The organism is Bacteroides sp. D20, from assembly GCF_003436255.1.
Classification (GTDB): Bacteria; Bacteroidota; Bacteroidia; order Bacteroidales; family Bacteroidaceae; genus Bacteroides; species Bacteroides uniformis.
Window position 1 is genome coordinate 1 of the sequence record NZ_QSOO01000010.1, and the last position, 25,618, is coordinate 25,618.

A 25,618-nucleotide genomic window follows, 5' to 3' on the forward strand; every position below is an offset into this window, starting at 1 on the left:
TTGCTTATTATCCGCACCCAAAAAGTTGCATTTATAAGTTGAACTCAAGTTTTATAATAACTGAAGTTTCTCAAATTTTTCAGATTGTTGATGAACTGTTGTATCTTAATGCTCTCTCTCGGAGGAAGAGCGTTGAGATTGTTTTGAAAGCGCAAAGGTAACTTGCGAAACTTGAAATATTTAATTATTCCTTGAAAAACAATTGTATTATGAAAAACAGATTTTTATGTTTATTATTTGTAGTTTGCACTGTCATTTCTGCCCGTGCAAACAGTACCGATTCTTTGGCTTTGACTCCTCCTATGGGGTGGAATAGTTGGAATTGCTTCAGTTGTAACATTAATGAAAAACAGATTCGTGAGATTGCAGACTTGATGGTGTCTACCGGCATGAAGGATGCAGGATATGAGTATCTCAATATAGATGATTGTTGGCAGGTAGGCCGGGATAATGAAGGAAACATTCTGGTTGATGAAAAGAATTTTCCTTCCGGCATCAAGGCTTTGGCAGATTACATACACTCCAAAGGACTTAAATTCGGTATTTATTCATGTGCGGGAACGCTGACTTGTGCCGGACGACCGGGAAGCCGTGGCTATCAGTTTCAGGATGCACGCACTTATGCGGAATGGGGAGTGGATTATTTGAAGTATGACTGGTGTTTTGATGAAGGCCAGAATCCTCAAGCTGCCTACAAAACAATGAGTGATGCCCTGAAGGCTTCCGGGCGTCCTATCGTATTCTCTATTTGCGAGTGGGGAAACAGCCAGCCTTGGACATGGGCAAAAGGCATCGGACATCTTTGGAGGACTACCGGTGACATTATCAATGCTTTTAAAGGTATTAATTATTGGGGAGGATGCGGTGTCGTAGAAATCATTGACAAGAATGCCGACTTGCACAAATACGCCGGACCGGGACATTGGAACGACCCGGACATGCTTCAGGTGGGTAATGGTGTGCTGACGATGGAAGAGAATCGCTCTCATTTCACGATGTGGTGTATGCTTGCTGCCCCTTTGCTCGCGGGTAATGATATTCGTAAAATGGACAAGGAGACACTTGGAATTTTGACAAATAAAGAAGTGATTGCAGTAAATCAGGACAAGCTTGGCAAACAAGGTGGACGATACATGAAAGTGGGTGAGCATGAAATTTGGGTGAAGCAGTTGTCCAATGGTGAAGCCGCAGTATGTTTCTTTAACCGCGATGAACAACCCTGGAATGTGGAAACCGTTTTGCAGAAAGAAAACCTTTCTTTTGCAGATGTCCGCTTCTGGGAGAAAGAATACAAAGTACGCGACTTATGGAAACATAAGGACATCGGAAGTACCAAGGATAAGATGCAGTTTGATATTCCTGCACACGGTGTCGTGTTGCTGAAGTTGACTCCTAAACAGTAATGATAGATTTAGAAACCATTAATAAAAAAATATGAAGAACATGCATTATGCATCTGTGAAGTGGATTTGCTTTCTGCTTTTCGTGGTAGTAGGAAAGGTGGCGATGGCCGAAGGTATCACTTCGCCTGATGGAAATCTCCGTCTTGAGTTTACCGTAAATGCTTTGGGAGAGCCGGTCTATCAGTTGTTTTACAAAGAGAAAGCCGTGGTTAATCCATCGAAACTGGGCTTGGAATTGGTGGGTGACCCGGGCTTGATGAATGGTTTTACACTTGTGGAAGCCGGGGCTTCAACTTTCGATGAAACATGGAAACCTGTGTGGGGAGAAGTGTCGCAGATACGGAATCATTACAATGAGCTGGCTGTGACGTTGGACCAGAAGGAGCAGAACCGCCATATCGTTATCCGTTTCCGTCTTTACGATGACGGTTTGGGATTCCGTTATGAGTTTCCTTTACAAAGAACTCTGCACTATTTTACGGTAAAAGAGGAGTATACCCAGTTTGCCATGACCGGAGACCATACCGCTTTCTGGATTCCCGGTGACTATGACACGCAGGAGTATGACTATACAGAGTCCCGTTTGTCCGAAATTCGCGGTTTAATGGATAAGGCGGTGACGGTGAATGCTTCCCAGTTCGTTTTCTCGCCCACGGGTGTGCAAACCTCCTTGCAGATGAGGACGGACGATGGTCTATACATCAACTTGCATGAAGCGGCTTTGGTGGACTATTCTTGTATGCATCTCAATCTGGATGAAAAGAACTTGGTTTTTGAATCGTGGTTGACCCCGGATGTTTTGGGAAACAAGGCATATATGCAAGCTCCCGGGAAGACTCCGTGGCGTACCATCATGGTGAGCGATGACGCCCGTGATATGCTTGCCTCCAAACTTACCTTGAACCTGAACGAACCTTGTGCCTATGAAGATGTTTCGTGGATTAAACCGGTGAAGTATGTAGGCGTATGGTGGGAGATGATTACCGGTCAGAAGTCGTGGAGTTATACAGATGAACTGATTGCCATGCGTTTTGGAGAAAACGACTATACGAAAATCAAGCCGAACGGTCGGCATGGAGCCACTAATGAAAGAGTGAAACGCTATATAGATTTTGCCGCCGAACATGGTTTCGACCAAGTATTGGTAGAAGGCTGGAATGAAGGATGGGAAAGCTGGGGTGGAAGTTCGCGCGATTTTGTGTTCGACTTTGTGACTGCCTATCCCGACTTTGACGTAAAGATGCTGAATGCCTATGCACACAGTAAAGGGGTCAGGCTGATGATGCATCATGAGTCTTCTGCTTCGGTACGCAATTATGAACGTCATCTGGACAAAGCCTATCAGTTTATGGCGGATAATGGCTATAACTCTGTAAAGAGTGGTTATGTGGGCGATATAATTCCTCGCGGAGAACATCACTATGGACAATGGATGAACAATCATTACCTCTATGCCATACAAAAAGCTGCCGAATATAAGATTTGTGTGAATGCGCACGAGGCAGTACGTCCTACAGGTTTGTGCCGCACCTATCCCAACTTGATTGGCAATGAATCAGCCCGTGGCACGGAATTCGAGCCTTATGACGGCAACAAGCCTTCCCACACTACTGTGCTCCCCTTCACTCGCTTGATAGGTGGTCCGATGGATTATACCCCGGGCATCTTTGACATTTATCTGAATTTTATGAATCATGACAATCACGGGCAGATTCATTCCACGCTGGCAAAGCAACTGGCATTATACGTCACCCTCTACAGCCCACTGCAGATGGCTGCCGATTTGCCGGAGAATTATGAACCCCATTTGGATGCTTTCCAGTTCATCAAGGACGTAGCAGTAGACTGGGACGACAGTAAGTACCTTGAAGCGGAGCCGGGAGACTATATTACCGTGGCCCGTAAAGCCAAGGGTACGGAGAATTGGTTTGTGGGAGGCATCACCGATGAGCATGCACGCACTTCAGCTTTTGTTCTCGACTTCCTGGAGCCGGGCAAGCAGTACATAGCCACGCTTTATGCCGATGCCAAAGATGCTGATTTTGAAAAAAATGCTACCGCTTATCAGATTAAGAAGGGCATCGTGACGAGCAAGAACAAGATGAATGTGAAGCTGGCACGTAGCGGTGGATTTGCCTTGAGCCTGATAGAAGCTACACCGGAAAATATGGAAGGAGTGAAGAAATGGAAATAAGTTGATTGTTAGATACCATTTTTTATCATTGCTAAAACAAGAATGCCTCTGAAAACACTGAAACAGAAGATACTGTTAGTCCTCTTGCTATTTTGGCGCGAAAGGTGAATCATAAAGGAACGCTTTTTGTCGAGTTGCCATCCTCTGTTTGATGTGACGGGCACTTTCAATAATCCGGGACCGCTGGGCGGGTATCTTGTTGTGGGACTGGTTGTTGCTGTTTTATTGTATGCTTTCTCTTTTGAAAAGGAATACATGTTCTATCAGGCGGATTATTTCAGAAATCATCCTCAATTCGCTTTTCTGGATGTAGCTGACAACGTGACTTATCCCTATAATGAACTGTTGCATATTGCAGTGGAAACCGGAATGTGCGGGCTTGTATTGTTCCTGCTGGTGGTGTCACCGTTTGTCTTTTCTGATGAAAGGACATTGAAAGCCGCATTGGCTGCTTGGCTGATATTCGCCATGTTTTCATATCCGGTCAATGTGGTACCACTTATGATGGACTTTGCATTGTTCATAGAATTGCGTCGTGGCAAAACAGTGTCTGTTCTGGATATAAACAGAATTTTTTGTGGAATTGCTGTTGTTCCTCTTATGGGGTTATTGGCGGTGTGTGGCCATGTAATGTTGTTTTTAATGTGAAAAAAGAGTTGTACTTCGTTGGGTTCTACTTTAAACATGCGATTTTTATTCCACTCCATGCATCATCTTCTGTAATTTCTTTGAAAGCAGGAAGAGGATAAGCGATGCCGTGGCAGACATGACGACGAACACCATGAAGAAATCGTACATTGTCTCGATGCGATAACCCAGCAGCGTCTTTACCTTTCCGGCTTCGGGGTAGAGCCCGCTCAGCGTGCCTGCAAACTTATTGGCAGTGGCGGTGGAGAGGTACCATATCCCCATCATCAGCGAGGCGAAGCGGATGGGCGTGAGCTTGTTCACCATGGAGAGTCCGATGGGCGAGAGGCAGATTTCGCCCATGGTATGGATGAAGTAGAGCCCCGTCAGCCAAATGAGACTCACCTTGATGCCCGGCTGAACATCTTTCACCCCAAAGCAGATGACGAGATAGCCCAGTGAAAGCAGTAGCAGGCCGATGGCTTGCTTGGTGGGCGAGGCGGGCTCCATGCCCCGTTTGCCCAGGGCGCCCCATACGCCCGGCATGATGGCGGCAAGTATCACCACAAAGAAGGGGTTGAAGGACTGAATCCAGGAGGCGGGCATTTCCCACCCCAGGATGACGCGGTCGGTCTGCTCGGAGGCGAAAAGCGTGAGCGAGGCGCCTGCCTGCTCGTAGGCCGCCCAGAAGAAAATGACGAAGAAGGCGATGATGTAGATGACGAAGATGCGGTCGCGCTCCGTCTTGGTGAGTGAGCCTTCCAGCAGGATGCTGACGGGAAACACGATGCAGGCGGTGAAGATGCCGATGCTTATCCAATCGCTCCCGAAACACCAGTAGAAGAAACCGGCAAGCGCGATGGCAAGCAGGGCGAGCAGCAGGTAGTTGCGCATGGGCCGTCCGTTGGCGTGGGCACTCTTCCGGGCGGTGTTGTCTGCCTGGGGCCGCTCCTTGCGGGCGTCGGGGATAATGCCGAGGGGCTTGCCATCGGGGCCGATGAGGTACTTGTTTTTCTGGGTTTCGAAGAGGACGACCGTCAGCACGGTGACGATGGCGGCAATGAGGAAGCCCCATCGGAAGTCGTGAGGGTTGCCCGTCTCGCCAAAATAGCCGCAGACCAGCGGGGCGAGGAAGGAACCCACGTTGACACCCATATAGAAGATGGTGTAGGCGGAATCCAGCCGTTTGTCGCCCGGCTCGTAGAGCTGCCCCACCAGGGAGGAGACGGTGGGCTTGAAGCAGCCGTTGCCCAATATAAGGAAAGTCAGTCCGCCGTACATCAGCCAATGCGAAAGCTCACGCGCCTCCAGCATCGAGGCGCTGGCAAACATCAGGAACTGGCCGACTGCCATCATCATGGCCCCCCAGAAGACGGAACGGCGGATGCCCCAGTATTTGTCGGCGATGTAGCCGCCGATTAAGGGTGTCAGGTACACCAGTCCGGTGTAGCTGCCGTAGATGGAGGCGGCGTGCTCCTTGTCGAAAAGGAGTGCCTGGGTGAGGAACAGAATGAAGATGGCACGCATGCCGTAGTAGCTGAAACGCTCTGCCGTGCTGGTGGCGAAGATAAGGTAAAGACCTTTCGGGTGTCGGGATGTACTCATTGAATATGCTTTTATTGTTTTGGCTTTTATTAGATGTCGAGGGTACAAAATTAGTCATTATTTTGCGTAAGTTAATGGGTATAATTAGAAACTTGCCGACAAGCCTGCGGGAACTTGCCGACAAGCTTGTGCAAACTTATCCGTAAGCCTACGCAAACTTAAAACAGAATTTCTGTTTCTGTAAATAAAGCTTTTGTTTATAGAAATAGAGCTTTTGTTTCTAAGAATAAAGGCTTTGTTCTAAGAATCCTTTGCATTGAAGACAACTTTTCCTTACGGAGCAGATATTTTTTCCCGGGGGGCAAAGCAACTTGATAAAAAACGTCTTCTCTTTGTACAGTTGAAATCAAAGCCCTATCTTTGCTCTACGATTTTAAGATAATCCTATTATGAAGATATTTCCTACTACAAGCATCAAGCAACTGGATGCAGATACCATAGAGAATGAACCGATTGCCTCCATCGACTTGATGGAACGTGCCTCACGCGCATTGGCCCGTGCCATTGCCGAGCGTTGGGAGCCGGACACGCCGCTCACCGTTTTTGCCGGACCGGGGAACAACGGTGGCGATGCGCTTGCCCTGGCGCGACTGCTGGCCGGGAAGGGCTACCGGCTCGAGGTGTATCTCTTCAATACGAAAGGGACGCTTTCGCCGGACTGCGAGACGAACAAGGAGCGGCTGGCCGACGTGCCGGGTGTGGACTTCCACGAAGTGACCACCCAGTTTGTACCTCCCGTGCTGACGGCAGACCATGTGGTGATAGACGGTCTCTTCGGCAGCGGTTTGAACAAGGCTCTGAGCGGCGGTTTTGCAGCCGTAGTGAAGTACATCAACGCTTCGCCCGCCACGGTGGTGTCCATCGATATCCCATCGGGACTGATGGGTGAGGACAATACCTACAACGTACATACGAATATCGTCCGTGCCCATCTGACGCTGAGCCTGCAATTGCCGAAACTGGCATTTCTCTTTGCCGAGAACGAGCCGTATGTGGGCGAATGGCAGTTACTGGACATCGGACTCAGCGAGGATGTCATCCATGACATGGAAACGGACTTCTGCCTGCTGGAGCATGAAGATGTGTCTGCCCTGCTGAAGCCGCGCAGCCGGTTTGCCCATAAGGGGAACTTCGGCCGTGCACTGCTGATAGCCGGTTCGCAGGGAATGGCGGGAGCTTCGGTGCTGGCTGCGCGTGCTTGTCTGCGTTCGGGGGTGGGGCTGCTGACGGTGCATGTGCCGTTCTGCAACAACTTCATTGTGCAGACTTCCGTGCCCGAAGCCATGACGGAGCTGGACATCAGCGACACCTGCTTTGCCGCCGCTACTGATACGGACGATTACCAGGCCGTGGCGATAGGTCCGGGACTGGGAAAGGCGGCAGAGACCGAGGCGGCTCTGCTGGAGCAGATAGAGATATGCCAGACTCCGATGGTGGTGGATGCTGATGCCCTGAACTTGCTGGGCGAGAAGCGTAACTATATAGGGCGTCTGCCCAAAGGGAGTATTCTGACTCCGCACCCCAAGGAACTGGAGCGTCTTGTAGGCAAATGCCAGAATTCGTACGAACGCCTGATGAAGGCTCGCGAGCTGGCGAAGAGCGCCGGAGTGCATATCATCTTGAAAGGCGCTTATTCTGCCATTGTCACTCCTGCCGGGAAATGTTTTTTCAACCCTACCGGCAATCCGGGTATGGCAACGGGAGGCAGCGGTGATGTGCTGACGGGAGTGGTGCTTGCCTTGCTTGCCCAAGGCTATGAGCCGGAGAAGGCTGCCTGCCTGGCCACGTATGTGCACGGACTGGCGGGAGATGTTGCCTGCAAGAAGCAGGGGGCAGTGGGGATGACGGTGGGGGATATAGTTGCCTGCCTGCCGCTAGCGTGGAAGATGCTGGAAGAATAAGGAGAGAAGTGTAATTTGGATGGCTTGTCATGTCAACAGAAATAAGATATTTTGAAAACAGAAAAGATTGGCGGAAGTGGCTGGCTGACAATTTTGATACTGCCGATGGAGTCTGGTTTGTGTTTCCTACTAAATCTTCAAGCGAGAAAAGTATTGTATATAATGACGCTGTTGAAGAGGCCCTTTGTTTCGGGTGGATTGACAGCACGATAAAGTCACTTGACAAAGAACATAAAATTCAGCGTTTCACGCCCAGGAATCCTAAAAGTACCTATTCGCAAGCCAACAAAGAAAGGTTGAAATGGTTGCTGGAGCATAAAATGATACATCTTGAATTTGAGGATAAAATACGAACTGTCTTGTCGGTTCCTTTTGTTTTTCCAAATGATATAATCGACAGATTGAAAGAGGATGAAAGAATATGGAAGAATTATCAGAGTTTCTCTGACCCCTATAAACGTATCCGAATCGCATACATTGAAGCGGCGAGGAAACGACCGGAAGAATTTGAAAGGCGATTAAATAACTTTATCTGTAAAACGAAAGAGAACAAAATAATAATAGGGTTTGGCGGGATTGAAAAATACTATTAACGCTAATTCTTTTCCGCTTATTTCTCTCTTGTCGTAATGTGGAAGCATCCTTGCTTCAACTCGTACTTGATGTAGCATTTATCGGCTTTCCGCAGGTCACGGAGCACTTCCGAAAGAACCAGTTTTAAGGTATCTGCGCTGACATCCTGCAAAGGACGTCCATCCTCGTCTTCTATTTTCTGAAAGCGCTTCCAACTGACATCGAATGTCGTTCCGTAAAAATGTGCCGAGTTTGGAGAAGCATTGCCGTTACGGCGGCGCAGGCGTTTTACGTCGTCTTGGGTGCGGAGTACGGAAGTCACAATTATCTTGTTTGGATTCAGCCCCTTGGCGGTCAGTGAATCAAGGAAGTTGTGTCCGATGGTGTCCAGCAGGCTGGCGGCGCCCGGAATGAGATAAGGGATGGAATGCGTCAGTGAATCCACGGCATAGAGCTCGTTTGTCGTGATAGGTTGCAGTTGCTCTCTCATCTTTTCTGCTTCCTCGCGGGATGAAAGTACACGTATGCCGATGGCTTGGGCTACATTGAGATGTTTCTCATTCAAGTCTCCGAACGAGCGCTTGTAGCTGACAACACCCCGAATGTTGCGCGGTTCGTTCAACTTGAGCGACATGTCCTTCTTCTTACAGCCGGCAAAGGTGAATGTTGCGGCAGCTGCGACAATTATCAGTATAGGTAGGATTCTGGAAGAATATCTCATCTTATAAATGTACTATGTCTGTGAAAAATCTGCGTTAATCTGTGGTGAAAACCTTGCAAAGATAATGCAAACCTTCTTAAATTAGCACTGTCTTTGCTGAAAAAGCGAATATAGGCTGCACCTCAACATAACTTTTTCATGCGAGCATGAAAGTTCTGTATTCGGTTTGCACTATCTTTGCACACAAAAAAGACCGTGCAACGATATTTTATATACCTGGCTTATGATGGCACCGCTTATCACGGCTGGCAAATCCAGCCGAATGGAGCGAGTGTGCAGGAGTGTTTGATGAAGGCGCTGAGTACCTTGCTGCGTCGCGAGGTGGAAGTCGTGGGAGCGGGGCGTACCGATGCCGGGGTGCATGCCTCACTGATGGTAGCTCACTTTGACAGTGATTCTCCTCTGGACACTGTTTTTATGACGGATAAGCTGAATCGTCTGCTTCCTCCCGATATTTCCGTATACCGCTTGCGGGCCGTGAAGCCCGATGCACATGCCCGCTTTGATGCTACGGCGCGGATGTATAAGTATTATGTCACTACCGCCAAGTCTCCTTTCAACCGCCAATATCGTTGCCGTCTGTTCCAAACACCGGACTTTGAACGGATGAATGAGGCTGCCCAAACCTTGTTTGACTATACGGACTTTACCAGCTTCAGCAAACTTCATACGGATGTCAAAACCAATAATTGCAAGATTATGCATGCCGCCTGGACCCGGGTAGACGATGTGACCTGGGTGTTCACCATCCAGGCCGACCGGTTCCTGCGGAACATGGTACGCGCCATTGTCGGTACTTTGCTCGAAGTGGGTCGCGGAAAACTTTCTGTTGAGGGTTTCCGACGCGTCATCGAACAGAAGGACCGTTGTCAGGCAGGAACCTCCGTTCCCGGAAATGCATTGTTTCTAGTGGATGTAGCCTATCCGGAAACTACTTTTTTAGAATAAAAGAGGGATGCACTACAAAAACGTACCCCCCTCCTTTTAATTTTTAATTCTTAATTTTTAATTAACTCTATGTGGTTATTGCTTGCTTTCCTCTCTGCTGCCTTATTGGGATTTTACGATGTCTTCAAGAAGAAGTCGCTTCGTGACAATGCCGTACTGCCGGTACTTTTCCTGAACACGCTGTTCTCGAGCCTGATATTTCTTCCTTTCATTCTGGTATCTGCCTTTGCGCCGTCGGTGTTGGGAGGTACGATGTTTGATGTTCCCGTGGTGGGGTGGGAGGTGCATAAGTTTATTGTTGTCAAGTCGTTTATCGTGCTCTCTTCCTGGATATTCGGTTATTTCGGGATGAAGCATCTGCCGCTGACCATCGTGGGACCGATTAATGCGACGCGCCCCGTGATGGTGCTTGTAGGTGCCATGCTTGTGTTTGGCGAACGCTTGAACCTTTATCAATGGATTGGCGTGATGCTTGCCATAGTGTCCTTCTTCATGCTGAGCCGTTCGGGCAAGAAGGAGGGAATCGACTTCAAGCATAACAAATGGATTCTTTTCATCGTGCTGGCTGCCGTTGCTGGAGCTGTCAGTGGGCTGTATGACAAATATCTGATGAAGCAGCTCAATCCGATGCTGGTGCAGTCGTGGTATAATGTCTACCAAGTCTTTATCATGTGCCCCATCATCCTGCTGTTGTGGTACCCCAAGCGAAAAGAAAGTACCCCGTTTCGTTGGGACTGGACCATTATCTGTATCTCCATTTTCCTTTGTGCGGCAGACTTTGTCTATTTTTATGCCCTGAGCTATGAGGACTCTATGATTTCCATCGTTTCGATGGTGCGTCGTGGCAGCGTTGTAGTTTCCTTCCTTTTCGGTGCGCTTTTCTTCCGTGAAAAGAATTTAAAAAGCAAGGCTGTCGACCTCATTTTGGTGTTGATTGGAATGTTCTTCCTATATTTGGGGAGTAAATAAACAAGAGATATATGGCAGAAGACCTATATATAAATGCTGGTAGCAAGACAGAGAAATATCGCGCTTTGCTTCCTCAACTGAAAAATCTGCTGGCAGGTGAAGATGACTTGATAGCCAATCTGGCGAATGTTTCGGCGGCGCTGAAAGAGACTTTCCATTTCTTTTGGGTAGGCTTCTATTTGGTGAAGGGTGAAGAATTGGTGTTAGGACCTTTCCAGGGACCGATAGCTTGTACGCGCATCAGGAAAGGCCGTGGTGTTTGCGGCACGGCATGGGATAGAGCCGAGACGTTGGTTGTGCCCGATGTGGATGCATTTCCCGGACATATAGCCTGCAGCTCGCTGTCGCGTTCGGAGATCGTGGTTCCGCTGAAGCGTGAGGACGGTGAAGTGTGGGGAGTATTGGATATTGACAGTGACGATTTGGGCGGTTTTGATGAAACAGATGCCCGTTTCCTTGAAGAAATGATTAAAATGTTATGATAAGAAAACTGAGTGCTTTTTTGATTTTGGCTTTCATCGGATGGGGGTATTTGCAGGCCCAGGAAGCCAAGACGTGTTTTAAGAATATGCCGGATTCTATATGTCCGTTGCTTAGCGCCGTGAACCGTGCGGATTTTATAGACTTTCTGGAAAGTAAGATGAAAGCTGAGGTGACCAACAGCTTTGGTGGTAAATCGGAAATGACGGAACTTTCTCCAGACTATATACATGTGAAGATGACGCCCCAGAGTTCATGGCAGATGAAGCTCTTGTCTATTAACGACAGTACGAAGGTGATTTGTGTGGTTGCTACGGTTTGTGCTCCGGCTTGCGACAGCCATGTCAAGTTCTATACGACAGACTGGAAGGAGCTGGTTGCTTCGTCCTACCTGCCGGCATTGCCCGTTCTGGATGATTTTATCGCTGAGGCCGCGGATACGGTGGATGTCTATGAGTATCAGGATGCCCGTCGCCAGGCCGACATGCTGCTGATGAAAGCGGACCTTTCTGCGAAGGATGCCACGTTGGCATTCACTTTTACCACGACCGATTACATGGGTAAAGAAGCGGCGGAGAAACTGAAACCGTTTGTCCGCCGTCCTATTGTTTATACTTGGAATCAAGGGAAGTTCGAGAAATCCTCTACTTCACTTTGATTCTGTCGAATCCCTCTCCATAGACTCCGATGACTGCACTTTGTGATACAAAGGCATTGGGGTCTATGTCTTTTATGAGCCGGAAAATGATGGTGGACTCCCGCTTCTTGGCCAGCACGAACAGCATTTTTATCTCTTTTCCCGTATAGAAGCCCGAGGCGTTGATGACCGTTGCACCTCTGTGAGGATATACCTGGATGTGCTTGGCTATCTCCTCATATTTATCGCTGATAATAAAGAATTGTACGGACTGGCGGGCACTGTTCACCACTTGGTCGAGCACGAAGCTGCATATGTATAGAGTAACGTAGCCATACACCACCTTTTCCCAATCTTTTAGAACAAAGTAACTGGACGAGATGATGATAAGGTCACATATCAACATGACTCTGCCCAGCGTGATGTCGCGGTACTTGTTGATTACGGCGGCAATGATGTCCGTGCCGCCAGTACTGCCGTTGTTGGAAAAGGCGATGCCGATGCCGCTACCGCAGAAGGAGGCACCGATGACACAAGCCATGAAAGGCTGGTCGTGCAGGAGGACAACACCCTCGGTCAGTTTCTGGATAATGGAAAGGAAAAAGGTCAGGGTGAATACGGCAAAGATTGTCTTTACGCTGAACTTCCATCCCAACACACGTAGGGCAAGCAATAGAAGCAGAAAATTGATGGCGAAGTACGTATATTGGACGGGAAATCCAGTGGCAAAATATACGATGGATGCAATGCCCGGTACGCCACCGGTAGTAATATCGTTGGGAAGCAGGAAGACTGTCCAGCCGATACCATATAAGACCATACCCAGGGCAATCATCAGATAATCCCGCAGTTCGCGCATGGTGTTCTGTCGGGAGGGAACATTTACTATTGTTTTCATTATAATTTTATGTGGTTGTGAAAATGCGGGGACAAAGATACAAAAGATATCATTTGTTTGTTTGAGTATAAGATTGATATTTATATTTTGATGTTACTATGAGTTTTAACATACAATAGCTTGCTTTGATAAAATAATTATCTATATTCGCTTTTATAATTAACGGTGATTATTGGCTTAGATGACTATGAAACCACTTTACCAAGATCTGCCATTCCCAATAGACAGTCATATACATTATTATATAGAAGACTTGCCGCACTTCATTGTACCTTGGCATTATCATCCGGCCATAGAGATAATGTATATAACTAGAGGTATAGGAACCCGTTTTGTTGGGGATTGCATAGAACAGTATGAGGAGGGGGATGTATGTATGATTGGCCCTAATCTCCCTCATGAATGGCGTAATGATGATGCTTATTTTGATAAGGAGTCTGGTTTGCGTGCTACGTGTATCTGTCTGTTCTTTAAACGTGAGATATTTGATCCGAATTTTATCAGATTACCAGAAATGAATAATATTCGTGATTTGATAGAGAGATCACGGCGTGGACTGAAGTTTACCGGAAAATCGAAATTAGAGATAACCCGGTTTATAAGGAGTTCGGTGAATGATGTAGGGGTTCGGAAGGTAACGAATCTTTTAACACTTCTTGAGCTGATGGCCACATCGACTGAGTATGAGTTACTGGCCTCAGTGGGATTTACGAATTCTGTAAATTCAGAAGATTTTGAGAGATTTAATAAGGTATACAAGTTTCTCGTCAAGAACTTTGCGACTTCCATTAGGTTGGAAGAAGTTTCGACTTTGGTTGGATTGACCCCGACAGCTTTTTGCCGTTATTTCAAGGAGAGGACCAAGAAAACCTTTGTAGAATATCTGAACGAAATGCGTATCGGTTATTCGAAAAAACTATTACTGGAAAACAAAATGAAGATTTCTACTATCAGTGGGGAAGTCGGATTCCCTAACTTATCTAATTTTATATCCCAATTTAAAAAAGTGACAGGAATGTCCCCGTCGCAGTTCCAAAAGCAGTTTGGAGTAAAGGCTAAACAAGCCATTTGATTCTACTATTTTATCATTGAATATTTGGTGGTTAGAGCCTTGGTTTTCTACTTTTTTTGCAAGGTTTTATCCATTTGCTGCGAATAATGGTAAAATACCATAATTATCGGAAAATATAGAGGAAAGAGCGAGTTCCATATCAGCGTACTTTTGCAATATAAGATTTTAAAAGTATGATGCTGATGAATGATAAGAGAACAAATGAGTCGCCTTTGCTCTTTATAAAGGATTCTTTGATCGGTGAAAATGTGAAGAGGAGTTTGAAGACTTTGGCTGATTTACGAGGTGTTTTTCATAATTGTGAGGCTTATGAACAGATGTCTCCTGATACTTTATTGTATGAGGTGACTTGTCATCTGCCGGTTGAAGAAGGAACGCCAGGGGGACTCTATTTCGGAATCACGAGAATTTATCCAGGTAAGGTTGGTGATGAGTATTTCATGACCAAAGGACATTTTCATGCCAATATGAATCGTGGGGAGTACTATTGGGGAGTGGAAGGTGAAGGCAGATTGATTATGATGGATCAGAACCGAAGGGTTTGGAGTGAGCGGATGTTTCCGGGTAGTCTTCATTATATACCTGGAGGGGTGGCCCATCGTGTGGCAAATATAGGATATTCTGTTCTGTCATTCGCTGCTTGTTGGCCTTCGGACGCAGGACATGATTATCAAGTGATTTTGGAGAACGGGTTTTCTGCATCTTTACAGTGTGTGAATGGCAATCCCCAATTGATAGAAATATGAATATGAAGTATATCATAGCTGTAGATTTGGGAGGAACCATTACAAAAGTCGGTCTCTTACGCAATGGAGAACTGGTAGACTATGTAAAAATGCCTTCTCGTCAAGATTTGGATATGACAGCAAGTTTGCCGGAGATTGAAAATGCAATTGATTTCCTGCTAAATTCAAATGGTGTGAAGCGCCTCTTTGGAGTGGGTATAGCTTTTCCAGGGCTAGTAAATAATAAAAAAAGCATTATTATATCTACGAATGAAAAATATGATGATGGAGTGGAGCTTGATTTGGATAGATGGGCGGATGAACATTGGGGAGCCCCCTTTTACATTGATAATGACGCACGGCTTGCAGCAATTGGAGAATGGCAATATGGGAGCGGCAGAGGATATGATAGCGTTGTTATGATGACTATTGGTACGGGCATAGGATCGGGAGTCATTATGAATGGTGAGGTAATGTATGGAAAGCACTTTCAAGCAGGTTCGTTGGGTGGCCATTTTGTAGTAGATTACAAAGGAAGGTTATGCTCTTGTGGAAACAAGGGGTGTGTGGAGGCTTTGTCCTCTTCATTCTTCCTTCATAAAATTATAAAGGATCATGCTTGCCTGTCTCCTTCGTTTAAAATGTCATCTCAGAATTATGATTTTAAAGAAATCTTCCAATTGGCGGAACAAGGAAATAGAGACGCGTTATTGGTACGAAATGAATGCATTGAAATATGGGGAGCTGCTGTTATAAATTTTATTCATGCTTATGATCCTGAAGTGGTGATACTTGGAGGGGGAATCATGAATAGCCATAAAGTGATAGTGCCTTATATCGAGGAACGGGTGTCAAAGTTTGCCTGGACTCCGAGTGCAAAAGTATCTGTGGTAGTTTCTAGCTTGGGAGATTATGCAGCTTTGTATGGTTTGGAATATTGTTTAAGAAAAAAGATAAAAGATGAAGTATTCTGCTAATTACGATAAATATCCTTTTGTGCAGGTGTCCTATAATTCGGATGACTGTATTTCCGGTTGGTTTGCCATTACCGATAGTATCAGTGAACGTTTGAAGGTACTGGAGAAGCCGTTGAAAGTGGTTGCGATTGAGTGCTATCAAGGAGTGTTTGAGAATGATATACGTAATGCTTTTGCCGGTAGGTTCAATAATGCTTTATTTGTTCATACGGATAGTGCGATGTTGCCGGAAGAGAAAATCAATGATTTTTTCTATCCTGATATTACCGATGATGAATTATTCGGCTATCTGACCCGGTATACAATGGAATGTTTTTTTGATTTCGATAAAGTTACTGGTATCCGGCAACAGATAGAAGATTTGCAGTCTGGTATTGTAATAGTCTATGGGGTTGGTGCGGCCTATCTTTGTGAACATCCTGATTTGTTGATTTATGCCGATATGGCAAGATGGGAGATACAGTCCAGATTCCGTAAAAATGAAATATCAAATATAGGTGTCAACAATAAAGAAGAACGAACCTCCTTGCAGTATAAAAGAGCTTTTTTCGTAGATTGGAGAATATGCGATAGGCACAAAAAGATGCTGATGGCAAAGGTGGATTATGTTTTGGATACGAACCGGCGCAATCATCCTAAGATGATTACAGGCAAAGCGATGTTTGAGGGATTGGAGAAAGCGGTAAATGGTCCGTTTCGTGTAGTTCCCTTTTTTGATCCGGGGCCTTGGGGAGGACAGTGGATGAAAGATGTTTGCGATTTAGAACGGACGATGCCTAATTATGCTTGGTGTTTTGACTGTGTACCTGAAGAAAACAGTCTGTTGTTGGCCTTTGGGGATGAGAAAGTGGAAATACCGTCAATTGATTTGATTTTTGCTTATCCCCGACAGTTATTGGGTGATGCTGTGTATGGCAGGTTTGGTGATGAGTTTCCAATACGGTTTGACTTTCTTGATACGATAGAAGGCGGCAATCTAAGCTTACAAGTTCATCCTTTGACTGAATATATACAACAGAAATTTGGGATGCATTATACGCAGGATGAGAGCTACTATATTTTGGATGCTAAGGAGGGGGCAACTGTATATTTGGGTTTGAAGGATAATATTAAACCGGAGGAGATGCTTGATGAATTGGAAAAATCGCAAAGGACTGGTGAATTTGAAGTGGAGAAGTATGTAGGTATTTATCCGGCAAAGAAGCATGATCATTTTTTAATTCCGGCTGGTACGGTACATTGTTCGGGAAGGAATAGCATGGTACTTGAGATTAGTGCAACCCCATACATCTTTACATTTAAGTTGTGGGATTGGGGACGGATGGGACTGGATGGCAGACCGCGTCCGATTAATATAGCTCATGGGGCTAATGTGATACAATGGAATAGAACGGAGTCTTGGGTGAAAGAAGAACTGATAAACAAGGTCTCTGTTATTGGTGAAGGAGATTCTTGGCGTGAAGAAAAGACGGGACTTCATGAATGGGAATTTATAGAAACAAGAAGACATTGGTTCACGGACAAAGTTTTGCATAAGAATGAGTCGGGTGTTAATGTTCTGAATCTGATTGAGGGACGTTCGGTGATAGTGGAAAGTCCTATAGGACAATTTTCTCCGTTTGTTGTCCATTATGCGGAAACTTTTATTATTCCTGCTGCCATAAAGGAATATACAATAAAACCTTATGGGGAGTCTGAAGGAATGGAATGTGGAACAATTAAAGCTTTTGTAAGACATCATGCATAAAGATAATTTTGATAAGGGGATTGATATAGGGATAACAGAAAATCCGTTAGGTTTTATTTATGGTAAGGACGTTTTTGGCCCGACAGTAGAAAACCGGTGGTTGGATGATATCCGGTCTAGTTTGTTGGATCCGAAATGTGAAGGACCGGATATTGTCTATTCTATAGCTATGGATGTGGGTAAGACTGTTCATAAAGCGCTTTTGCAAAAACAGCATTTGCTTTTTGGAGTAGTGGCTTATGCCAAAGGAAGTTTGGGAATGGAACCCATTCGCAGTCAGGGACATATTCATAAGGTCTCACCTTTTAGTCAATGGTCCACTCCAGAGGTTTATGAGATATGGAATGGAGAGGCGGTCATTTACATGCAAGAGTCGGCTACAGATGAACCGGGGAGGTGTTATGCTGTTTATGCACAGCCTGGCGATGTGGTGGTGGTCCCTCCATATTGGGTACATGCTACCATTAGTACGAATGCAGATGAATCTCTTGTGTTTGGTGCATGGTGTGACCGTGAATATGGTTTTGAATATGCTGAGATTCGTCGTCATAAAGGTATTGCATGGTATCCTGTTTTTGAGGGTGATGGATTGAAGTGGATCAGAAATACAAACTATCATTTTTCGGAACTGGTAAGAAAGGCTCCAAGAGAGTATCATGATTTAGGTATTGGGAAAGGTAAATCCATTTATAAAATTTTTGAAGATGCTCCGGATACTTTCTTATATGTTCCGAATCCGTCAGTGAAAAAGGAAGTTTGGATAAGTTTTGAACCCTAAAATATAAGTTTAATATGAAAAACAGACATATAATATTTTTAATAGCTACAGTTGTAGCAACAGGAGGATTGCTTTTCGGCTTTGATACTGGGGTAATTTCAGGAGCGATTCCATTTCTTCAGTCAGATTGGGGAATAGATAATAATGATGTTGAATGGATTACGGCAGCTGGTTTGTTGGGAGCTATGTTGGGGGCTGTATGTTGTGGGCGTTTATCTGATATATTTGGAAGAAGAAAAATCATATTGGTTTCTGCTGTGATATTTGCAGTGGGAGCGTTATGGTCAGGACTGGCAACGGATTTGAAGAGCTTGGTTTTTTCTCGTCTGTTTCTTGGTATAGCTATAGGTGTGGCATCATTTACTGTTCCATTGTATATAGCAGAAATTGCTCCAGCTAAATCCAGGGGACGTCTGGTTTCAATGTTTCAGTTAATGGTTACAATAGGTATTTTACTTTCATACATGTCAGATACCTTTTGGGCTGATGAAAACAAGTTGGATTGTTGGAGATGGATGTTTTGGGCAGGTGTCGTACCGGCTTTGGTATTACTGGTAGGTATGTGTTTTGTGCCTGAAACACCTCGGTGGCTGTTGAGTAAAGGACGGTTGAAAGAATGTAGGAAAGTGTTGCAGAAAATAGAACCGGAAAATACAGTAAATGATTTAATTGGACAAATGGAGGTGGAAATAGAGAAAGATAGGAATAGTGCGGTAGGATGGCGATATTTGATGCAGCCTTGGTTGAGAACTCCTCTAATGATTGCTGTTTGTATTATGTTTTTTCAACAGTTTGTAGGTATTAACACAGTTATTTATTATAGTCCGAAGATTTTCCTGATGGCAGGATTTGAAAGTACACTCTCTGCTATTTGGGCTTCTGTAGGTATTGGAATTGTAAATGTTGTATTTACAGTGATTTCTCTTTATTTAGTGGATAGAATCGGACGACGAAAGTTGTATTTTATTGGTCTGTCAGGAATTGCCTTTTCTGTTTTGTGCCTTAGTGCTTGTTTTATTTATGCTAATCAGTTGGGCGAAATCGGAAGGTGGTTAATGGTCATTTTTATGTTTGGATATGTTGCATTTTTTGCAATTAGTATTGGACCTTTGGGATGGTTGGTCATTTCCGAGATATTTCCGCAGAAAGTACGGGGATTGGGGACTTCGATAGGTTCATTGGCTGTATGGATATTTAATTGCATTGTCTCCTTTACTTTCTTTAAGATTATAGATTTTTTTTCTATACCAGGTACCGAAATTGTTGTTGGACAAACGACTTCTGAGAATCCGGCAGGTGCATTTTTTCTTTATGGATTTATTGCCGTGTTGGGTTTGGTATGGGGGTATTTATTCTTGCCGGAGACAAAAGGGTTATCATTGGAGGAGATTGAACAGAAATGGAGAAAAAATAGAGAATGTTGAAGGAATAAATCATTAAAAAAATGATATATGAAAAATGGATTTTATTTTTTAGGTCTATGTATCTGCTTGTGTTTATGGGCTTCTTGCTCCAGTATGGAAGAAGTACGTGATTATAATGAAAAATATACGGGAGAGTATACGAGCAGGATTGCTTTCCCTATTGGGGGATTGGGGACGGGAATGTTTTGTGTAGAAGGTAGTGGTGCAATTTCTAATATGAATATTAGGCATAAAACTGAGATGTTGAATGAACCGACAATGTTTGCCGGATTATATTTGAAAGGGGTAGATAATGGTAGTATTGTTGTGGAAGGACAAGTACCGGATTGGAAAAAATTTGGCCAACCACAGTCAACAAAAGGATACGGCGGCACGTGGGGATTACCTCGATTTAAAGATTGTGATTTTGAAGTAAAATTCCCTTTTGCCAAATTGAGAATGAGTGACGATGAACTGAAGATGGACGTGACAATGAAGGTTTGGAATCCATTTATTCCTACAGATGAAAATAACTCAGGGCTTCCAGTTGCTGGTTTTGAATATACGTTTAAAAATAAATATGCTAAAGAAGTAGAAGCCATATTTTCTTATAATTCAAAGAACTTTGTAGATATTCGTAATGGAGGAGCATCTATTAGGCCAATTGAAAATGGTTTTATAATATCACAGAAAGGAACAGAAACGCAGCCGTTTCATCAGGCTGATTTTGCAATCTTTACAGATGAACCGGAAACTAAGGTTAATTATTGTTGGTTTAGAGGATGGTCTTTTGACTCATTCACGATGTGCTGGAATGAGATGAGCAGTGGGGTAATTAAAGAAAATCCTGCTAATATGGCGGATGCTCCCGGAGCTTCCTTGTATGTACCGTTTAGATTGCAACCGGGAGAGTCAAAGACAATCCGTTTATATATGGCATGGTACGTTCCTTTCTCATTAGTTCGTGAGGGATTGGAACCGATTGATGATGTAGATGTACCTATCGTACCTGTAGTTAATGAAAGAGGAGAGCCCGCAGGCTATATTGATACTTCCATTCAGTTGTCCGATAAATACCGTCCCTGGTATAGCAGTAGATTTGCAAATATAGAGGAAGTCGCAGACTATTGGATGAAAAATTATAATACGTTGAAAGAAAAAACAGAGCTGTTTACTGATGCATTTTATGCTACAACTTTGCCTGCTGAAGTTGTTGAAGCTGTTGCTGCTAATCTTACTATATTAAAATCACCTACGATTTTTCGGCAATACGATGGTCGGATGTGGAATTGGGAAGGTTGCGGTAATGAATATGGCTCTTGCTATGGTTCTTGTACACATGTTTGGAATTATGCTCAAGCTATACCTCATTTGTTTCCTAAAATGGAAAGAACACTGAGGGAAACGGAATTTTTTGTTAGTCAAGCTAAGAATGGGCACCAAGCATTTCGCTCTGCACTTCCTATCCGACCCATCAGACATAATTTTCATGCAGCAGCTGATGGGCAGTTAGGTGGTATTATGAAAGTATACCGTGATTGGCATATATATGGTAATGACGAATGGTTGAAGTTGATTTATTCATACGTACAGAATAGTCTTGATTATTGCATTAATACGTGGGATCCTAAAAGGAAAGGTGTTATAGAGGAACCTCATCATAATACTTATGACATTGAATTTTGGGGGCCTAGTGGTATGATTAATAGTTACTATACTGGCGCATTACAAGCATTTGTTGCTATGGGTGAACATTTGGAGAAAGATATGACAGAATATAGAGAGTTGCTAGATAAGAGTATTGACTACATGGAAAATCAATTGTACGACGGTGAATATTTTATTCAAAATATTCGTTGGAAGGAGTTGCAGGCTTCTGATCCGACGAAAGTACAGTCTGTCAATTCTAATTATTCGAAAGAGGGTTTGGATTTATTGGAAAAGGAAGGGCCGAAATATCAATACGGAAAAGGCTGTTTATCTGATGGAGTAGTAGGAGCATGGCTTTCTTTGGTCTGTGGACTGGACGAGGCTATAGATAGAAAGAAAATATTAAGTCATTTATTGTCTGTTCATAAATATAATTTAAAGAGGAATCTCAGAAAACATGTAAATCCTCAGCGCTCGACTTTTGCTTTAGGTGATGAAGGAGGCTTATTATTATGTTCATGGCCCAAAGGAGGAAAGTTACAACTTCCTTTTGTTTACTCCAATGAGGTATGGACAGGTATTGAATATCAAGTGGCTTCTCATTTGATGTTTGAAGGTGAGGTTGAGAAAGGACTTGATATTGTCCGTACTTGTCGTGATCGGTATGATGGAAGAGTACGTAACCCATTTAATGAATATGAATGTGGGGCATGGTATGCCCGTGCAATGTCTAGTTATGCTATGCTCCAAGCTTTGACTGGAATACAGTATGATGCAGTGGATTCTACTTTATATATTGATTCAAGGATAGGTGATGATTTTACGTCTTTTTTGTCGACGGAAACAGGTTTTGGTAATGTTGGTCTAAAAGATGGTAAACCTTTCATTGAGGTGAAATATGGGAAGATTGATGTGAAAAAGTGCTTTGTTTCTGACATAGAAACAGATTTTGTTAATTGATAGAGAAAGGAGGAATAATGGAAATAAGAAGAAAGTAATTATACAGTGGTGAATCTAATAATAGTTTGAAACACAAATAATCAAAAAAAATGAAAACAATAGACATTAAATCTAATAGCAGGATATTACATTGGGCATTTTATATTTTCCTTTTTACTGTTTTGAGTGTGGGAAGTGTATATGCATCGGAAGATACTCCGTCTGTATTATCCACTAATCAATCAGAAAAGAAAACAGTAAAAGGAAATGTGATGGATGAATATGGACAACCATTGGTGGGGGTAGCTGTACAAGTTAAAGGAACTTCATTAGGTGTTGTTACTGATTTGGATGGAAATTTTAGTTTTAGTATTCCAGTTGATAGTCGTGCCTTGTTATTTTCTTATTTGGGAATGAAAACTCAAGAGGTATCTGCCAATAAGAGTAACTATAAAATAGTGATGGTAGAGGATGCCACCCAAATGGAGGAAGTTGTAGTCATTGGGTATGGTTCTCAGTCTCGTGAGAAGATTACGACATCTGTGACCAAGCTTGATAAAGAGGCTTTGAAGAATGTACCCTATGCAAATGCAGCTTCAGCCTTACAAGGTACAGTGTCTGGTGTACGTGTGCAAAGTATTTCAGGGCAACCAGGTGCAGAACCTCGTATTATAGTCCGTGGTGGTACTTCCATTAATAATCCTAATGGTGCTACTCCACTATATATTATTGATGGTGTTATGAGGGCGAATATGGTTCATATAGCTTCGGAAGATATTGAATCCATCCAAATTCTGAAAGATGCTGCTGCTACTTCTATTTATGGAGCCCAAGGTTCAAATGGTGTTGTAATTGTTACTACTAAAAAGGGGAAGGCCGGTAAAACCAGAGTTGAATATAGATATAATCTGACAATTTCTGATATTGGTAAAAAATATGAATTTGCCAATGCTGAAGAATTTTTGACCCTTATGAGGAAAGGTATGATTTCACCAGCGAAATTTGGAAAAGCTACCGAACAAAGATTGATAGGACATTTAGGTTATGGAACAGGAAATGATCTGACTAATAATACTGCCTTCTCTACTCAATACTTGACTGATGAGAATCGCTATAAATTAGATCAAGGGTGGAAATCAATGCCAGATCCAGTAGATCCGAGTAAGACATTGTTATACTCAGATACTGATTTTCAGGATAAAATTTATCGTACTGGTTTTTCTCATAATCACCATATTGAAGTTTCAGGTGGAACGGAAAAGGCTACCTTTAATATGGGATTAGGGTATATGACTAATGAAGGAACTGTTATTACAACTTCATATAAACGGTATAATTTTAGTTTGAATGGTTCTTTGCAAGCACGGGATAATTTGAAAATTTCAGCTAGAACTACTTATTCAAACTCGTTTACGTATGGTTCTCCATTAGCTGCAGATGCAACATTCTATCGTTCACCGGCTGCCTCACCTACCACTAAATTCAGATTTGAAGATGGTAGTCTGGCTCCAGGAGCTGCCCAGTATCTGGGAAATGCTGTATATCATATGAACAAGGCACAAAGAGAGTATGACTATCAGAATTTATCAATAGGAGTAGATGCAGATTGGACTATATTGCCAGGATTGTCTTTCAAACCAGCTCTTTCTTTATTTGAAGTGAACAGTAATAACTATACTTTTTGGGATGCTTTTTGGAATGGACCGAGAGATTATATAACTACAAGAAATGCAAATGCTGATACTTACAAATGGCGGCAATATCAGGCAGATGCTGTATTCAACTATGTTAAATCTTTCAATGAAAAACACAATTTGAATGTAACAGCTGGTTATGCTTATTATTTTAGGAAAGAGGCCCGTTTAGCAGCTGCTGGTAGAGGTGCTTCTACTGATTTGATTCCTACTTTGAATGCCTCAAGTGTTCCTGTAAGTGTGAGTAGTTCTATTACAGAGCGATCTATACAAGGTATTTTTGCTCGTATAGGGTATGATTATAAGGATAAATATTTGATTTCTGTATCTGCAAGATATGACGGTGCTTCCAATTTGGGTACGAACAACAAATGGGGATTTTTTCCTGGCGTGTCATTAGGGTGGCATGTGGATAAAGAAAAGTTCTGGTCATTTATGCCTGAGAATCTAATGCGTCTGAAATTGCGTGCCAGCTATGGAGTAAATGGTAATATTTCAGGCTTGGGGGATTATACGGCTCAAGGTAGTTATAGTGTAGGATCTAAATATTTAGGTAATGCAGGTATCACTATGGGAACTATGGCAAATCAAGACTTGAGTTGGGAGGAGTCTAAGACATTTGATATCGGTACTGATATTTCCTTTTTTAATAATCGGTTAAACTTTATCTTTGATTATTTCAATCGTACCACAGATAATTTGCTGACAAATCGCACTTTACCTCATTCTACAGGCTTTGGCTCTATTTTCACTAATTTAGGGCGTTTACAAAATAGAGGTATTGAGTTGGAAATGAATGCAAGAATATTACCGGTATCCAGTTCTATTCAATGGTCATTAGGTTTTAATGCCTCGAAGGTGACCAATAAAATATTGAAGCTGCCAGATAATGGGGTTGAAAATAATCGGATTGGTGGTGAGTACATTTGGGATGCTAAACTGGGTAAACATACTTGGCAAGGTGGTTTACAGGAAGGAGGACGAATTGGAGATTTGTTTGCCTATAAGATGATAGGTGTATATTCTACTGATGAGGAAGCACAGAATGCTAATGAGCCGATAGATAATGTTATTACAGTCCCTGATAAAACCAAATATGGTGGTGATGCAAAGTGGCAAGATACTGATGGTAATGGTGTGATTGACAGTAAAGACCGTGTATATGTTGGTAATATTTATCCGGATTGGACTGGGGGTATTAATACTTCTCTATCTTATAAAGGGTTCGATTTGTATTGCAGACTTGATTTTACATTGGGTCATACCATATATAATTTTGCCAAAGGCTTTTTGGATTATAATTGGCAGGGTGATAATAATATGACGAAAGATGTCGTAAATCGCTCCTGGAAAGAACAAGGTGACAAAGCGGACATGCCGAGATTCTATTGGCATGGTGATCGTGGACAGCAGAATGCTATCCGAGGTAGCTCTTTGTATCATGAATCAGGAGATTTTCTAGCCATTAGAGAAGTTTCTTTAAGTTATACAGTTCCTGCAAATATCATACAAAAGATTCGTTTAAGCGGACTTCGGTTTACGGTTACGGGAAATAATCTGCACTATTTTACTAAATATTCTGGTCTTAATCCAGAAGAAGGTGGACAGGATAATGGTAGATATGCTATGCCGAGAAATATTATTTTTAGTGCAAATGTATCATTTTAATAAAGTAAA

At 43.4% G+C, this 25,618-nt stretch carries 20 protein-coding genes; 17 read left to right on the plus strand and 3 right to left on the minus strand.

What is annotated here, in order from left to right:
• Nucleotides 1-209: 209 nt before the first annotated feature.
• The 3 genes from DXD78_RS11580 (at nucleotide 210) to DXD78_RS11590 (ending at nucleotide 4,245) form a co-directional block, all read left to right on the plus strand.
• Nucleotides 210-1,403, plus strand: coding sequence for a glycoside hydrolase family 27 protein (locus DXD78_RS11580; RefSeq protein ID WP_005835417.1), 1,194 nt, complete (start codon nucleotides 210-212; stop codon nucleotides 1,401-1,403).
• A gap of 31 nt (nucleotides 1,404-1,434) precedes the next feature.
• A complete protein-coding gene (locus tag DXD78_RS11585) occupies nucleotides 1,435-3,597 on the plus strand; it encodes a glycoside hydrolase family 97 protein (protein ID WP_009037087.1) in 2,163 nt (720 codons plus the stop codon).
• 126 nt (nucleotides 3,598-3,723) lie between these two features.
• Nucleotides 3,724-4,245, plus strand: a complete 522-nt coding sequence (locus DXD78_RS11590) for a hypothetical protein (protein WP_009037086.1) — start codon at nucleotides 3,724-3,726, stop codon at nucleotides 4,243-4,245.
• Nucleotides 4,246-4,290: 45 nt separating this feature from the next.
• Here the strand turns inward: DXD78_RS11590 and DXD78_RS11595 are convergent, their stop codons facing one another.
• Nucleotides 4,291-5,829, minus strand: coding sequence for a peptide MFS transporter (locus tag DXD78_RS11595; protein ID WP_005835421.1), 1,539 nt, complete (start codon nucleotides 5,827-5,829; stop codon nucleotides 4,291-4,293).
• 389 nt (nucleotides 5,830-6,218) lie between these two features.
• Here DXD78_RS11595 and DXD78_RS11600 point away from each other — a divergent pair, with 389 nt between their 5' ends.
• A complete protein-coding gene (locus DXD78_RS11600; protein ID WP_005823666.1) occupies nucleotides 6,219-7,730 on the plus strand; it encodes an NAD(P)H-hydrate dehydratase in 1,512 nt (503 codons plus the stop codon).
• A 29-nt stretch (nucleotides 7,731-7,759) separates the two neighbouring features.
• On the plus strand, nucleotides 7,760-8,323 hold the full coding sequence (locus DXD78_RS11605; protein ID WP_005823665.1) for a YdeI family protein: 564 nt from the start codon (nucleotides 7,760-7,762) through the stop codon (nucleotides 8,321-8,323).
• 17 nt (nucleotides 8,324-8,340) lie between these two features.
• Here the strand turns inward: DXD78_RS11605 and DXD78_RS11610 are convergent, their stop codons facing one another.
• On the minus strand, nucleotides 8,341-9,024 hold the full coding sequence (locus DXD78_RS11610) for a DUF5715 family protein (protein ID WP_005823664.1): 684 nt from the start codon (nucleotides 9,022-9,024) through the stop codon (nucleotides 8,341-8,343).
• A 195-nt stretch (nucleotides 9,025-9,219) separates the two neighbouring features.
• Here DXD78_RS11610 and truA point away from each other — a divergent pair, with 195 nt between their 5' ends.
• The 4 genes from truA to DXD78_RS11630 all read left to right on the plus strand — a co-directional run bounded on the left by truA (nucleotide 9,220) and on the right by DXD78_RS11630 (nucleotide 12,079).
• A complete protein-coding gene (truA, locus tag DXD78_RS11615; RefSeq protein WP_009037085.1) occupies nucleotides 9,220-9,972 on the plus strand; it encodes a tRNA pseudouridine(38-40) synthase TruA in 753 nt (250 codons plus the stop codon).
• A gap of 69 nt (nucleotides 9,973-10,041) precedes the next feature.
• On the plus strand, nucleotides 10,042-10,941 hold the full coding sequence (locus tag DXD78_RS11620) for a DMT family transporter (RefSeq protein ID WP_005823661.1): 900 nt from the start codon (nucleotides 10,042-10,044) through the stop codon (nucleotides 10,939-10,941).
• A gap of 11 nt (nucleotides 10,942-10,952) precedes the next feature.
• Complete coding sequence (locus DXD78_RS11625; RefSeq protein WP_005823659.1) at nucleotides 10,953-11,423, plus strand: GAF domain-containing protein; 471 nt, start codon at nucleotides 10,953-10,955, stop codon at nucleotides 11,421-11,423.
• Nucleotides 11,420-12,079, plus strand: coding sequence for a DUF3256 family protein (locus tag DXD78_RS11630; protein ID WP_005823657.1), 660 nt, complete (start codon nucleotides 11,420-11,422; stop codon nucleotides 12,077-12,079). The genes DXD78_RS11625 and DXD78_RS11630 overlap by 4 nt, the downstream gene beginning before the upstream one ends.
• On the opposite strand, the gene DXD78_RS11635 is transcribed toward DXD78_RS11630, so the two are convergent.
• A complete protein-coding gene (locus DXD78_RS11635) occupies nucleotides 12,066-12,956 on the minus strand; it encodes a YitT family protein (RefSeq protein ID WP_005823655.1) in 891 nt (296 codons plus the stop codon). The genes DXD78_RS11630 and DXD78_RS11635 overlap by 14 nt on opposite strands.
• A gap of 187 nt (nucleotides 12,957-13,143) precedes the next feature.
• Here DXD78_RS11635 and DXD78_RS11640 point away from each other — a divergent pair, with 187 nt between their 5' ends.
• From DXD78_RS11640 to DXD78_RS11675, 8 genes are all read left to right on the plus strand, one after another.
• Nucleotides 13,144-14,028: an AraC family transcriptional regulator gene (locus DXD78_RS11640; protein WP_009037084.1), complete on the plus strand. Its 885-nt coding sequence runs from the start codon at nucleotides 13,144-13,146 to the stop codon at nucleotides 14,026-14,028.
• A 182-nt stretch (nucleotides 14,029-14,210) separates the two neighbouring features.
• Nucleotides 14,211-14,774, plus strand: coding sequence for a glucose-6-phosphate isomerase family protein (locus DXD78_RS11645; RefSeq protein ID WP_009037083.1), 564 nt, complete (start codon nucleotides 14,211-14,213; stop codon nucleotides 14,772-14,774).
• Nucleotides 14,771-15,730 carry an ROK family protein gene (locus DXD78_RS11650; protein ID WP_005823650.1) on the plus strand — a complete coding sequence of 320 codons (960 nt, stop codon included), beginning with the start codon at nucleotides 14,771-14,773 and terminating at the stop codon, nucleotides 15,728-15,730. The genes DXD78_RS11645 and DXD78_RS11650 overlap by 4 nt, the downstream gene beginning before the upstream one ends.
• Nucleotides 15,714-17,477, plus strand: a complete 1,764-nt coding sequence (locus tag DXD78_RS11655) for a class I mannose-6-phosphate isomerase (protein WP_016272607.1) — start codon at nucleotides 15,714-15,716, stop codon at nucleotides 17,475-17,477. Before DXD78_RS11650 ends, DXD78_RS11655 begins: the two co-directional genes overlap by 17 nt.
• Complete coding sequence (locus tag DXD78_RS11660) at nucleotides 17,470-18,255, plus strand: glucose-6-phosphate isomerase family protein (protein WP_005823648.1); 786 nt, start codon at nucleotides 17,470-17,472, stop codon at nucleotides 18,253-18,255. The genes DXD78_RS11655 and DXD78_RS11660 overlap by 8 nt, the downstream gene beginning before the upstream one ends.
• 14 nt (nucleotides 18,256-18,269) lie before the next feature.
• Nucleotides 18,270-19,679, plus strand: a complete 1,410-nt coding sequence (locus tag DXD78_RS11665) for a sugar porter family MFS transporter (RefSeq protein WP_008665500.1) — start codon at nucleotides 18,270-18,272, stop codon at nucleotides 19,677-19,679.
• Between the two features lie 27 nt (nucleotides 19,680-19,706).
• Entirely contained in the window at nucleotides 19,707-22,268 is a 2,562-nt protein-coding gene (locus tag DXD78_RS11670; protein ID WP_008665498.1) for a GH116 family glycosyl hydrolase, read from the plus strand.
• An 89-nt stretch (nucleotides 22,269-22,357) separates the two neighbouring features.
• Nucleotides 22,358-25,609, plus strand: a complete 3,252-nt coding sequence (locus DXD78_RS11675; RefSeq protein ID WP_009037081.1) for a TonB-dependent receptor — start codon at nucleotides 22,358-22,360, stop codon at nucleotides 25,607-25,609.
• Nucleotides 25,610-25,618: the final 9 nt, after the last annotated feature.

What these genes read in the sequence shown, in the direction of transcription:
- DXD78_RS11640 (WP_009037084.1), top strand. Translation starts at nt 13,144, where the DNA reads ATGAAACCACTTTACCAAGATCTGCCATTCCCAATAGACAGTCATATA.
- DXD78_RS11665 (WP_008665500.1), top strand. Translation starts at nt 18,270, where the DNA reads ATGAAAAACAGACATATAATATTTTTAATAGCTACAGTTGTAGCAACA.
- DXD78_RS11650 (WP_005823650.1), top strand. Translation starts at nt 14,771, where the DNA reads ATGAATATGAAGTATATCATAGCTGTAGATTTGGGAGGAACCATTACA.
- DXD78_RS11580 (WP_005835417.1), top strand. Translation starts at nt 210, where the DNA reads ATGAAAAACAGATTTTTATGTTTATTATTTGTAGTTTGCACTGTCATT.
- DXD78_RS11675 (WP_009037081.1), top strand. Translation starts at nt 22,358, where the DNA reads ATGAAAACAATAGACATTAAATCTAATAGCAGGATATTACATTGGGCA.
- DXD78_RS11585 (WP_009037087.1), top strand. Translation starts at nt 1,435, where the DNA reads ATGAAGAACATGCATTATGCATCTGTGAAGTGGATTTGCTTTCTGCTT.
- DXD78_RS11600 (WP_005823666.1), top strand. Translation starts at nt 6,219, where the DNA reads ATGAAGATATTTCCTACTACAAGCATCAAGCAACTGGATGCAGATACC.
- DXD78_RS11605 (WP_005823665.1), top strand. Translation starts at nt 7,760, where the DNA reads ATGTCAACAGAAATAAGATATTTTGAAAACAGAAAAGATTGGCGGAAG.
- DXD78_RS11670 (WP_008665498.1), top strand. Translation starts at nt 19,707, where the DNA reads ATGAAAAATGGATTTTATTTTTTAGGTCTATGTATCTGCTTGTGTTTA.
- DXD78_RS11660 (WP_005823648.1), top strand. Translation starts at nt 17,470, where the DNA reads ATGCATAAAGATAATTTTGATAAGGGGATTGATATAGGGATAACAGAA.
- DXD78_RS11620 (WP_005823661.1), top strand. Translation starts at nt 10,042, where the DNA reads ATGTGGTTATTGCTTGCTTTCCTCTCTGCTGCCTTATTGGGATTTTAC.
- DXD78_RS11610 (WP_005823664.1), bottom strand. Translation starts at nt 9,024, where the DNA reads ATGAGATATTCTTCCAGAATCCTACCTATACTGATAATTGTCGCAGCT.
- DXD78_RS11630 (WP_005823657.1), top strand. Translation starts at nt 11,420, where the DNA reads ATGATAAGAAAACTGAGTGCTTTTTTGATTTTGGCTTTCATCGGATGG.
- DXD78_RS11655 (WP_016272607.1), top strand. Translation starts at nt 15,714, where the DNA reads ATGAAGTATTCTGCTAATTACGATAAATATCCTTTTGTGCAGGTGTCC.
- DXD78_RS11645 (WP_009037083.1), top strand. Translation starts at nt 14,211, where the DNA reads ATGAATGATAAGAGAACAAATGAGTCGCCTTTGCTCTTTATAAAGGAT.
- DXD78_RS11625 (WP_005823659.1), top strand. Translation starts at nt 10,953, where the DNA reads ATGGCAGAAGACCTATATATAAATGCTGGTAGCAAGACAGAGAAATAT.
- DXD78_RS11635 (WP_005823655.1), bottom strand. Translation starts at nt 12,956, where the DNA reads ATGAAAACAATAGTAAATGTTCCCTCCCGACAGAACACCATGCGCGAA.
- DXD78_RS11595 (WP_005835421.1), bottom strand. Translation starts at nt 5,829, where the DNA reads ATGAGTACATCCCGACACCCGAAAGGTCTTTACCTTATCTTCGCCACC.